The sequence below is a fragment of the Pseudomonas maioricensis genome, from assembly GCF_022790535.1.
Lineage (GTDB): Bacteria > Pseudomonadota > Gammaproteobacteria > Pseudomonadales > Pseudomonadaceae > Aquipseudomonas > Aquipseudomonas maioricensis.
This window is the reverse complement of sequence record NZ_LOHG01000007.1, coordinates 55,481-66,224: the sequence shown is the minus strand read 5'-3', so window position 1 is coordinate 66,224 and position 10,744 is coordinate 55,481. Positions and strand designations below refer to the sequence as shown.

Annotated in this window: 12 protein-coding genes and 1 pseudogene; 2 read left to right on the top strand and 11 right to left on the bottom strand. The window is 53.4% G+C overall.

Features of this window, described 5'->3' with window-relative positions:
• Positions 1 to 31: 31 nt before the first annotated feature.
• On the bottom strand, positions 32 to 796 hold the full coding sequence (locus tag AUC61_RS12860; RefSeq protein WP_243246591.1) for a thioesterase II family protein: 765 nt from the start codon (positions 794 to 796) through the stop codon (positions 32 to 34).
• A gap of 1 nt (position 797) precedes the next feature.
• On the bottom strand, positions 798 to 1,016 hold the full coding sequence (locus tag AUC61_RS12855) for an MbtH family protein (protein ID WP_243246590.1): 219 nt from the start codon (positions 1,014 to 1,016) through the stop codon (positions 798 to 800).
• A gap of 263 nt (positions 1,017 to 1,279) precedes the next feature.
• On the opposite strand from AUC61_RS12855, the gene AUC61_RS12850 reads away from it, so the two are divergent.
• Complete coding sequence (locus AUC61_RS12850) at positions 1,280 to 1,825, top strand: RNA polymerase factor sigma-70 (protein ID WP_243246589.1); 546 nt, start codon at positions 1,280 to 1,282, stop codon at positions 1,823 to 1,825.
• A gap of 95 nt (positions 1,826 to 1,920) precedes the next feature.
• Here the strand turns inward: AUC61_RS12850 and AUC61_RS12845 are convergent.
• Positions 1,921 to 2,505: pseudogene (locus AUC61_RS12845) on the bottom strand (GNAT family N-acetyltransferase); the annotation flags it as partial.
• Positions 2,506 to 2,853: 348 nt separating this feature from the next.
• On the opposite strand from AUC61_RS12845, the gene AUC61_RS12840 reads away from it, so the two are divergent.
• Positions 2,854 to 3,417, top strand: a complete 564-nt coding sequence (locus AUC61_RS12840; RefSeq protein ID WP_243246588.1) for a TetR/AcrR family transcriptional regulator — start codon at positions 2,854 to 2,856, stop codon at positions 3,415 to 3,417.
• Here the strand turns inward: AUC61_RS12840 and fabF are convergent, their stop codons facing one another.
• From fabF to AUC61_RS12800, 8 genes are all read right to left on the bottom strand, one after another.
• Positions 3,418 to 4,692 carry a beta-ketoacyl-ACP synthase II gene (fabF, locus tag AUC61_RS12835; RefSeq protein WP_243246587.1) on the bottom strand — a complete coding sequence of 425 codons (1,275 nt, stop codon included), beginning with the start codon at positions 4,690 to 4,692 and terminating at the stop codon, positions 3,418 to 3,420. It abuts the gene before it with no gap.
• 317 nt (positions 4,693 to 5,009) lie between these two features.
• Complete coding sequence (locus AUC61_RS12830; protein WP_243246586.1) at positions 5,010 to 5,330, bottom strand: ComEA family DNA-binding protein; 321 nt, start codon at positions 5,328 to 5,330, stop codon at positions 5,010 to 5,012.
• A 523-nt stretch (positions 5,331 to 5,853) separates the two neighbouring features.
• Complete coding sequence (gene rffA, locus AUC61_RS12825) at positions 5,854 to 7,005, bottom strand: dTDP-4-amino-4,6-dideoxygalactose transaminase (protein ID WP_243246585.1); 1,152 nt, start codon at positions 7,003 to 7,005, stop codon at positions 5,854 to 5,856.
• Between the two features lie 64 nt (positions 7,006 to 7,069).
• Positions 7,070 to 7,498 carry a GtrA family protein gene (locus AUC61_RS12820; RefSeq protein ID WP_243246584.1) on the bottom strand — a complete coding sequence of 143 codons (429 nt, stop codon included), beginning with the start codon at positions 7,496 to 7,498 and terminating at the stop codon, positions 7,070 to 7,072.
• A complete protein-coding gene (locus tag AUC61_RS12815; protein ID WP_243246583.1) occupies positions 7,491 to 8,411 on the bottom strand; it encodes a glycoside hydrolase family protein in 921 nt (306 codons plus the stop codon). Before AUC61_RS12815 ends, AUC61_RS12820 begins: the two co-directional genes overlap by 8 nt.
• Positions 8,408 to 9,070 carry an acetyltransferase gene (locus AUC61_RS12810; protein WP_243246582.1) on the bottom strand — a complete coding sequence of 221 codons (663 nt, stop codon included), beginning with the start codon at positions 9,068 to 9,070 and terminating at the stop codon, positions 8,408 to 8,410. Before AUC61_RS12810 ends, AUC61_RS12815 begins: the two co-directional genes overlap by 4 nt.
• Entirely contained in the window at positions 9,067 to 9,735 is a 669-nt protein-coding gene (locus AUC61_RS12805) for a class I SAM-dependent methyltransferase (protein ID WP_243246581.1), read from the bottom strand. Before AUC61_RS12805 ends, AUC61_RS12810 begins: the two co-directional genes overlap by 4 nt.
• Complete coding sequence (locus AUC61_RS12800; protein ID WP_243246580.1) at positions 9,732 to 10,730, bottom strand: class I SAM-dependent methyltransferase; 999 nt, start codon at positions 10,728 to 10,730, stop codon at positions 9,732 to 9,734. Before AUC61_RS12800 ends, AUC61_RS12805 begins: the two co-directional genes overlap by 4 nt.
• Between the last annotated feature and the right edge of the window lie 14 nt (positions 10,731 to 10,744).

Here is a 10,744-nt window from a genome sequence, read left to right as displayed (position 1 = left end):
GCCAGATGCGCGCCGGGTACTGCTGTCTGGTTCAGCTGGCCGCCGCCGCAGGTGAACGCTGGCGATTGGCGCGCGCCAGATGCTGCTCGGCATAGCGACGCAGACAGCGCAACAAAGAGGCTTCCTGGCTTTGCAGGAAAAAGTGATGACCTTCAAACATGTCCAGCGAGAAACCGACGGTGGTTTCATCCTGCCAGTCGAGTAGTTCCTCGACGCGCACGCTGTCCTGCTTGCCACCGAACACATGCACGGGCATTGGCAGCGGCTCACGGGGCAGGTATTCGAAGCTGCCACACATCAGAAAATCAGCACGCAGAATGGGCAGCATCAGCGCCATCAGATCAGGATCTGCCAACGCCACTTCTGAGGTGCCCTTGAGCGTACGCAAACGTTCGATCAGCTCGGCATCAGTCTTGGCCTGGCGATATTCGCTGACGTCACGTCGCGCCGGCCCCGCCGTGCCCGAGGCGAACAGACATAGCGGCGACGGGACGTTCAACGTCAGCAAGGCATGTGCCAGCTCATAACCGAGCAATCCGCCAAGGCTATGCCCGAATAGTGCGTAGGGTTGTCCGGGACTTTGCTGCAACTGGCGGCTGACCTCGCGAGCAAGTTGCGAGGCCAACTGACGAATATCGGTCTGCAGCGGCTCACCCATGCGCATACCTCGCCCGGGCAGTTCCAGTGGATGGATTTCAAGCCACTGCGGCAAGGTGCGACGCCAGCGACTGAAGACCATGGCACTGGCCCCGGAGTACGGCAGACAGAACAGGCGCAGACTGTTAAAGGCGCTCACTTCAGGCCACCACTTTGTCCTGATCCATCTTCTGTCGCAGGCTCAACGGGCGCATGTCGGTCCAGTGCTGTTCGATGTACTCCAGGCACTCTTTCTTCAGACCTTTCATGCCGACTGCACGCCAGCCATTAGGAATAGCCTTGTACTCAGGCCAGATCGAGTACTGTTCTTCGTGGTTGCACACGACCTGAAAGGTGAGGTCTTCGCGATCAAATACCATGTCATTCTCCTGCTGCATGGGTGCCTGGCGGGTAGCCGGGACTGTCATCAAAGAGAACGGATGGGCGTGAAAAATAATTAGTAACACGAGGGGCGCTGATCGTCAGGCAGAGCAAGACCTGCGACGCAGACTGCTGAGAAAAGCATACCGATAGATATATTTCTCATTTGACAATCATTATCATCAAGCCTAATTTGTTGCCCGGTGTGTAGGGGGCTTCCCTACGAAAGCTTCATCTGCCCAATTGCTGCAAGGTGATTTCCATGCCGGAACAACTATCCACAAGTACGTGCGATTCACCGCTTCTTCAGGCGTTCGTCGAGAACCGCCTGATCCTGGTCAAGATTGCAGCCCGAATCACCGGTTGCCGATCGCGGGCCGAAGATGTCGTACAGGACGCTTTCTTTCGATTGCAGTCCGCGCCACAAATTACGTCGTCAATCAAAGCCCAGCTCAGTTACCTGTTTCAGATCGTGCGCAACCTGGCGATCGATCACTACCGCAAACAGGCGCTTGAGCAGAAGTACTCGGGCACGGAGGAAGAGGGACTCAATGTGGTTATCCACGGCGCCTCCCCTGAAACCTCACACATCAACTTCACGACGCTGGAAACCATCGCCGATGCACTGACCGAACTGCCTAGCCGCACGCGCTATGCATTCGAAATGTATCGACTGCACGGCGTTCCGCAGAAAGACATTGCCAAAGAGTTAGGTGTATCACCCACACTGGTGAACTTCATGATTCGCGATGCTTTAGTGCATTGCCGCAAGGTCTCTCTCCAGGAAGCACGCGCCGTACGTCGCTGAACGCGATCGACACTGCGCCTGTAGGATCTGCCGAAGGCTGCGAAGCTTTTTTGCCCCAATCGCAGCCTTCGGCAGCTCCTACAGAATCCGGCTTGTTAAACCCACTCGCACCGCTCAAAAAAACGTTGTCGGTCCAGGGTCATCAACGCCGCGCGCTTGTGCGGAAAATCGAATTCCTTTTCTTTCTCAAAGCCCTGTTTTTGCATGTAAGCAATCATCTTCGCGTTGTCGGCGCGCGGCTCTGAAACCAGCCGTTGAGTGCGCTCATCATCGAGAAAAAGATAATGCACCAGTGCCGTGAGCCAACTGGCGACCTTATGAGGGCCCCGATGGCTTTCTTCGCCGACCAGCATATGAATTCCGCGGTCGTAATCGCCGGGATTACAGAACGGCGCAATCCGGTCTTCGAGCGCCCAGTAGGCCTCAAAGTATGCAAATGGCTCATCGTCGAAGGACCCGATCAACGTCAGCGTATGGGGATCGGCGGCCTGCTTCTCCAAGTACTCTCGATGCTGCGCCAGGGTTCCGCCCTCTTGCCAGAACTGCAGAACACGTGGGTTGTTCTGCCAACGATTGAAACGCTCAAGGTCCTGATCAACATCCAGCGTGCGCAGGGAAATCGAGGTGCCAAGACTGGCATCGAAACGTCGATAGACTTCGCCTGTTGGCTTGGCCGGGCGAATCAACGGCATAGCCGTCGCGGGTAATGACTGAGGCATGCTTTGGGCTCACGAAAAAGGGCTGATTCAATGAGAAAACGTGCTCGGGCCGGGAAAATTTAATGCCGGGTTTCAGTCAAGCAACACGACCTTCCACGTTGAATCCAATCCTGTAGGAGCTCACCGAGGTTACGAGGCCAGCGATGGCGGAGTGTCAGACAAACCTTGATCGCTGGCCTCGTAACCTCGATGAGCTCATACAGGGCCGGTGTTGCCGCGCGACCGCCCAGGAAATTTACGCTCCGCCTTACCCTCATCCATGTAAAAATGTCGATCAACATTTAAAGGTCACAGCGTGAGGAGAGTTGCATGCGGTACGCGCAAGATCACAAGGCCCAGACCCACGAACGCATCCTTCATGAAGCATCGGCACGCTTCCGACGTGACGGTATCGGCGCGACCGGTCTACAGCCCCTGATGAAAGCACTGGGCCTGACCCATGGCGGCTTTTACGCGCACTTCAAATCCAAGGATGACTTGGTGAAAAAGGCGCTACGCTGTGCTGCAGACGAAGCCAACGAGCACTCCAGCAAAGCATTTACAGAAGATAACGGCCTGGCTGCCTTTATCGAAATGTACCTCTCGGAAACGCATCGCAATGCTCCCGAAAAAGGCTGTCCGATTCCGACCATGAGTTCGGAGCTTGGCCAGCGCGGGGAAGCCAGTCCGATCACCGATGAGCTGATCGAGTCGCGCCTGGCGTCCTTGCAAAAATCTCTGTGCGGACCAGATGCCGACGCGCAAAGCGTGGTCATGCTGTCGACCCTGGTTGGTGCACTGATGCTGTCGCGCAGCACGCAGGATCCGGCACTTTCGCAGCGGATCCTGCACACGACCCGAGACTGGCTAACGCAGCAGGCGAGCGAATCCTGATCAGTCCTGCCAGCGCCTGAACAGCACGCTGGCGTTGACGCCGCCGAAGCCAAAGCCGTTCGACAAGGCGTATTCGATGTTCATGCCCCGCGCTGCGCCATGGACAATATCAATCCCCGCAGCCGCGTCGTCGGGATTGTCGAAGTTAAGGGTCGCCGGGGCTATCTGATCGCGAATAGCCAAAGCGGTAAAGATGGCCTCTATCCCGCCCGCAGCCCCCAACAAATGCCCGGTCGCCGATTTGGTCGACGTCACCGCAATCGCGTGCTGATCACCAAACAGCGCTTTGATTGCGGCCATTTCACCTTTGTCACCAACCGGTGTCGACGTTGCATGGGCATTCAAGTGCTGGATGTGTTCCGGCTTGATCCCCGCCTGACGGATTGCCGCGCCCATGGCTCGTTGCGCCCCGCTACCGTCCTCGGGCCCTGCCGTCAGGTGATACGCGTCTGCGCTGGTGCCATACCCGACGAGCTCGACAATCGGCTTCGCTCCCCGAGCCAATGCATGGTCCAGGGATTCAATCACGAGTATTCCCGCGCCCTCACCCATCACAAAACCGTCACGGTCCCGGTCAAAGGGGCGTGAAGCTCGCTCGGGCGTTTCATTGAAGCCGCTGGACAAGGCCCGGGCCGCCGCAAAGCCTCCCAGGCTAACCCGGTCGATAGCCGCTTCCGCGCCACCGCAAATGGCAATGTCCGCCTCACCACAACGAATCAGCCTTGCAGCATCGCCAATCGCTTGCACACCTGCAGCGCAGGCCGTCACCGGTGCGCCAAGCGGCCCCTTGAAGCCATACTGGATAGACACATGCCCGGCCGCCAGATTGACCAGAAACGAAGGGACCGTAAACGGCGACAATCGCCGAGGTCCACGGCTGTCAGTGGTGCGTACAGCATCGGCAATCGCTCCGAAGCCACCGATACCCGAGCCAATAATCGTCGCGGTACGCTCTTGGGCCTCTTCACTCTCGGCGACCCAACCTGCCTGTTCAATCGCCTCTTTCGCGGCGGCCAGAGCAAACAGAATGAAACGGTCCATCTTCTTTTGTTCCTTCACGGGCACCGCGCTGTCGGCATCAAAACCCGCCTCGGGATCATCAGCCTTGAGCGGTACACGACCTCCGACCTTGCCCGGCAGGTCAGCGACGTCTTCATCACCTAGCCGAACGATGCCGGAACGCCCTGCCAGCAAACGCTGCCAGACCGCCTCAACACCAGACCCCAAGGGCGTCACCAGCCCCATGCCCGTTACAACAATTCGTCGACCACTCATGATGTTCTGCACCTTGTTTGTCACGACTTCAAGACTTTTAACGGACAGCGAAAAGACCAATGCCTGCAGAGGCGCCAATGATCAGGGTTGTCCCTTTTGCGTTAACAGTGCTCATTTGAAATCTCCACACGTGATCAAAATCTTAGTATTACGACTGTAATTTCAAATATTGTATGTCGATTGTCATTTGATGTGTCAAGGAGTGAATCAGCACTGAGGTGCCTGACGCACGGGCCGACAAAGAAGAAGTGATCAATTTGACCAGGGTGACGAGAAGGCCGGCTCTAAACCGGCCTTCTGAGAGGGTTTAGCGAAGGTTACTCAACCGCGATCTTGTCCTGATTTTTGTCCAGAAGTGCTTTGCCAATGCCTTTGACTTCGATCAATTCATCCACCGAGGTGAACTCGCCGTTGGCTTCTCGATAAGCAACGATGGCTTCTGCCTTGCCTTTCCCGATACCGGAGAGCTGTTTTTGCAGGGTCTCAGCGTCAGCTGTGTTGATATTGACCTTGGCTGCCATTTGCTCCTGCATGACGGGCGCGGTCTTTTCCAAAGGGGCAGTGGGCGCGGCAGTAGCAACCACCGAAACACTGGTTAACACAGCGAACAACAGCGAGGAGAGAAAAGCTTTACGCATCTGGAACACTCCGTAACATCATTTGATTGAATGCGACATTCCGTGTGCCGCCTTCCAAAGTTAGTTCAGGGTCGTGAGCTGTCAATTAAAGTAAGCGTGTCGAGTTATTACACAGCCCCTAAACTCTAACATTTCTGAGATCATTATTTTTCAGCATGACTACACAGAAGCTTACAATGAAATTCCAACAATAAAAGATGCTAAAATCCTTGTAGGTTTTAAGAAATATTTTAGATGATACTCTCACGCATCGTGCGCTTAACCCATGACCTTCTTGACCCTGACAGCGCACTAAGGCGGCATACCGCCACTTACTGGAAAACATAAAACTCCGAACTGCGTGGCCCGCTGCTAGACGGGAGCAAGCCGTCGCCCCTCAAATCCCGCGGCCTCGGGAACTGGAGCACACGTAGCGTATTTAACAACGAACAACGCCAATAATGCTCAGCCCAGATCGATTTCCGCTTGCAGAGCGCTCTGATGAACGATCAGGACCGCCACTCTGCAACAACGTTTTGTCTGTTTATCTTCGCGCAATCAATAACGCCTTTGCCAGGACGTCAATAATACGATGCTGTTGTTGGGCTGTCATACCCACCCACAGGGGGAGTCGTAAAATTCGAGACGAAACATCATCAGTCACCTGCATGCTCCCATGATGACGTCCGAACTTCACCCCCCCGGGTGAAGAGTGCAGAGGCACGTAATGGAAGACAGCGGAAACGGAGTGTTGCTTTAGATACTCGATCACTTTTCCCCGGTCAATTTCAGGGTTTAGCAACACATAATACATATGCGCATTATGCCCACACTCGGCGGGTACGATAGGTCGACGAATCAGCTTATCCGTTTCAAGCGAAGCAAGAAGAGTATGGTAGTTTTCCCAAATAGCCAGCCGCAAGTTAGTAATCGCTTGCGCCTCTTCCAACTGTGCCCAGAGAAACGCAGCCGTCAACTCTCCGGGCAGAAACGAGGAACCCATTTCCTGCCAGGTATATTTATCCACCTGTCCCCTGAAGAAACGACTTCTGTCTGTCCCTTTTTCTCTGATAATTTCCGCTCGTGCACCCAACTGAGGATCGCGTACCAATAACGCTCCTCCCTCTCCTGATATCACATTCTTCGTTTCATGAAAGCTGTAGGCGCCGAGTTCACCAATACTTCCTAACGCACGACCTTTGTAGGAGGCCATTACACCTTGCGCCGCATCCTCAACAATCATCAAGCTGTGTTTTTTTGCGATCGCCAATAGCGTATCCATTTCACACGCTACCCCGGCGTAGTGCACAGGAACAATGGCGCGGGTTTTAGCAGTAATAGCAGCTTCGACCAAAGTCTCGTCAAGATTAAGGGTATCAGCCCGAACATCCACAAACACCGGCACCCCGCCCCTCAGCACAAACGCATTGGCCGTCGAAACGAAGGTATAGGAAGGCATAATCACTTCGTCCCCCGGCTGGATGTCAAGCAGGAGGGCCGCCATCTCCAGCGCAGCGGTACACGAATGCGTCAGCAGCGCTGTAGGTACGTCACCGACCTCTTCTAACCAGCGATGACAGCGCTTGGTAAACGGCCCGTCGCCTGCCAGCATATTGCCGAATTTAGCCTCAGCAATGTAATGAAGCTCTTTACCTGTCATGTAGGGCCGGTTGAATTCAATTTTTTTGTCAGTCATTTCAATCCCTTCAACCTATAAATTCAGCCTATAAACTGGCCGTACAGCTGCAGTACAGTTATCGCTAGCGGCTTGTCGAGGCATCACGGGGCGATGAAAATACGAAGAACTTCAGTACGATGAATAGATAACCTGCCACCACTACAATGGCCACTGCCTGAACCCACTGATGCGGCCATCCCAGCCGCTCGTGCAGGTAAAGCAGCATGGCCAAATTGATACTATACCCCCCTAAATGAGCAAGGCCATACCGGATGGCCGTCTGCCAAAAACGCCCAGAGTGATTGAAGGCAATCTTTTTTGCGCCAAAAAAGCCGGCGGTTGCTCCCACTGCGTAAAGGCAGGTCATCGTCAACGAGGGGTCAGTGCCGAGCCATGTCAGCAAAAGGTACACGCAAAATCCTATCCCATTGTTCAACAGCCCGACCACGCCGTAACGAAACAACTCTCGGAGAGTGCGGTTATTCCGGTACCGCTCCAGCAGCTCATACATCAGCCAATACCGCCAAACCAAAACCACTTCGCCCATAGCCGTTGCCGTTGTAAAGCATGTACGTAGCCCCGCCATGCCTTAAAACAAAGGGATACTCGACCATTTCGCTGTCCCACCCGTGAGGGGATACATTCAACATCGCCGTGTCGAACGCTAGTTGCCAGCTGACACCATCCACGCTGGCGGCATGACCGATCCGGTAGGACTCTCCTGTTCCAGAGCGAAAGGAAAACCACATATGAAATAAATTGTCGTCACCTTTTAAAATGGTCGGCCGGGAAAACGCTTGGGCAACCCCCAATTTATAGGGCACAGAAGCGCCATGCCTTTCCCAGTGCTCCCCATCTGAGGAAGTGGCATGTTTAATCACGGCGAGCATCTCACCATTGCCGGCCTCCCAGGAAACAACCGATGGGTACCACATATCTAAACCGTGCTCACCGGCTTCCACCCAAGGGTAGGCAAGACTAATGGGATCTTCTTCCCCCATACCCATAAGTAGCGATTCGCTACCCGTCGCAATAGTAAGATTGTCAAAAACCTCTACACGACCAATATCACCACGCCAATGGCCATCCGACGGTGTCTGCCACCCCATGAAGGCCATATAGCGTCGCCCTTGGACCGTATAACAATTTCCGATGCTGACTCCATCTGCAAAAAAACTTCCTTCCCCGCCATGCTCGAAGAACGGCGCGACATGCTCTTTAATTACAACACGTTTGACAATGTCAATATCGACGGCGCCGACTGAAGAACGATTTTCAACGTCTCTGCCACAATAAAATATTCGATAAACATCACCTTCCAGATGAAGAGGCAGCGGATTAGCAGCATGGGTCAACAGCTTGGTATGTCGAGCATCAGTGCCTGGACAGTAAAGCAACCCAAGCTTCTGCCATTCCCTGCTCATAAACCACGCAGCCGTGAGCTCGGTATCTTTGATCGCGGGGAGGCTGTCCCCATGTAAACGCCACCCGCTTCCGCGTCTGTTAATATAAGCACGCCCGCCCCCAGCACACATTTTTCGCCAATAGTTATATGGTCACGCAACGTGGCATTAACACCGATAAAGGAATACGCACCGACCGTGACACCTCCGGATATAACGACATGCGAGGAAATAAAACAGTGGTCAGCCAATGTGCTGTGGTGCCCAATATGATTACCGCTCCACAACGTGACATTTTCACCGATTCTGACGAATGGCTGAATGGTATTGTCTTCGAGAATGAAGCAGTTTTCTCCGGGCGACGAAGAGCTTAAGTAATTCGCCCGGGAACTCACATAACTTGCCAAGCCATATCCCAACTGCCGGGCTGCTGAAAATTTATTTGCACGTATTGAATTAAGCCCCGAATAACTGAGCGCGATAAACATACTGTATTCACTGGGTGGAAAGTGCTCACTAATACTTTCGAACGGCACAACCGGCAAGCCAAAAAACTCCGACTCAAGCCTGTAGGCTGCGTCCACAGTAAACGCTACCACTTCATAGTCGGAATCCGTGGAAAAATAATGATGAGCAAGCTCTGCGATTTGCCCTACTCCAAATATCACCAATTTCTTCACGATGACTTCCTCACAAGGATTGTAAACTCGTACAGGTCATAGTCATGCAACAACGTTACATTTTTTGAATAGCGACGCTTGCACAAATCAAACAACCAGCATGGGTCCGCATAGTACAAATCACTGCGCATAAAAGGCGCGTCTGAGTAGCTGGTCAGGCAGTTGAACGCAAAACCATAGCGGCTGGAACTGGCCAAGACATCAAGTGTGTCTACGAGATACGCCTTCCATTCCGAATCAGAACGACCTAGACGCACATTAAAGATACCGCTGGCCACAGCATAGTCAGCTACCTCATCCGGGCGATTGGCAGTGATAAAGCGGGCAGCGTCCTGGTGTGCATATCGTTTTTTCGCAGCATCAATCATTGCGTCAGCAATATCGACACCGATATAGGAAAAATCATCGTAACTCGTACGAAGATAATCGAACATCGCGCCATATCCGCAGCCAAGATCTGCGATAGAAAATGTTTGAAGCTGTATCAGCCTGCAAAGCTGGGTGAAGCGCAGTACCTGCCCTTCGGCACCATTCCAGTCAACGCCTTTGGGTGTTTCACCATGAGTCGAGAGCTTTTGAGTGTAGTAGTCAGACACCTCGGCCAGCAGCGCTTTGTCAGATAGACCGATGGCTTCAGGTCCGGATTTTGAAGTCATAATTTTCATTCACCTGTATCCAGACGTGCTCGTAAGGCATCCTCTATCCATTGGCTTGCACTAACCCCGGCTTCCAGGCTCGCGTCTTTTACACGGTTCTTAACGGCTGGACTAACGCCCTCAAGCTGGCCGTAATAGCGCGTACGCATCGAGCCCCCACGAGTGCCTTTATGCACAACGTCCATGTCAATAAAAGGGAGCGTTTCACCAACCGTGAAGTCAATGACATAAAAACAGTTCCCCAACGTCCAGGAAAGAGAAACGTCTTTTGCGGTCGACGGTACATATTCAAGTGGAGCATCGCATGCCCACAACCCGTTGTTCTGTATTGCCGCCTTGCCGTACTCGGTATTTTTCAGCCAAGGCGCGACACCTTCGTCGCCTATCAACACCCTCCCACCCGTCTTGGTGACCCGGTTCATTTCCGCGATAGCTCCGGGGATATCGGAAAACAAATTAATGCCGCCAAAATGATAGGCGGAATCAAAATAACCATCCGGGAAAGGCAGGGCCGACGCATTTGAAACGGAGAGATAAAGATTTTGCCGTCCTTGAGGGACCACACTAGCCATTCGACGAGAGGTAGCGGCAACCATCAAATCTGACAGATCCTGAGCGAAGAGCTCGCCAGTTTCGCCCAGCAGAGGGTAAATGTACTTCAGATCATCGCCTAATCCGCATCCGGTAACCAGAACCCGGTGACCTGACTCTATATTTAAACGCTCAATGAGTGCCAATCGAAAGCTACGCTCGTCTTGTGCAAACGTAGCAAATAGCCATGAGAGGAAATTATCATATGCGCCTTCCGAGTCATCTTGAGTGTACATCGCACGCGAGATGACATCTCCACCCGAGAGTTTGTCTGCTTCGACGAAAACAGGAATATCGTTGCCCTGTGCGGAAGAAAGCAACGAATATGAATGGCCGCACGCGCTGATCAGTTTCCCATCATGCGTGTGAAGAGGCTGATGCGTGACAGGACAGCAATAGGGTGAATGTGTCATGGGCTATCCTTACT

Excerpts from the sequence above, each read along its gene's own strand:
- rffA (WP_243246585.1), bottom strand. The coding sequence starts at position 7,005 with ATGACTGACAAAAAAATTGAATTCAACCGGCCCTACATGACAGGTAAA.
- AUC61_RS12830 (WP_243246586.1), bottom strand. The coding sequence starts at position 5,330 with ATGCGTAAAGCTTTTCTCTCCTCGCTGTTGTTCGCTGTGTTAACCAGT.
- AUC61_RS12805 (WP_243246581.1), bottom strand. The coding sequence starts at position 9,735 with ATGAAAATTATGACTTCAAAATCCGGACCTGAAGCCATCGGTCTATCT.
- AUC61_RS12815 (WP_243246583.1), bottom strand. The coding sequence starts at position 8,411 with ATGAGCAGGGAATGGCAGAAGCTTGGGTTGCTTTACTGTCCAGGCACT.
- AUC61_RS12855 (WP_243246590.1), bottom strand. The coding sequence starts at position 1,016 with ATGGTATTTGATCGCGAAGACCTCACCTTTCAGGTCGTGTGCAACCAC.
- AUC61_RS12850 (WP_243246589.1), top strand. The coding sequence starts at position 1,280 with ATGCCGGAACAACTATCCACAAGTACGTGCGATTCACCGCTTCTTCAG.
- AUC61_RS12820 (WP_243246584.1), bottom strand. The coding sequence starts at position 7,498 with ATGTATGAGCTGCTGGAGCGGTACCGGAATAACCGCACTCTCCGAGAG.
- fabF (WP_243246587.1), bottom strand. The coding sequence starts at position 4,692 with ATGAGTGGTCGACGAATTGTTGTAACGGGCATGGGGCTGGTGACGCCC.
- AUC61_RS12840 (WP_243246588.1), top strand. The coding sequence starts at position 2,854 with ATGCGGTACGCGCAAGATCACAAGGCCCAGACCCACGAACGCATCCTT.
- AUC61_RS12800 (WP_243246580.1), bottom strand. The coding sequence starts at position 10,730 with ATGACACATTCACCCTATTGCTGTCCTGTCACGCATCAGCCTCTTCAC.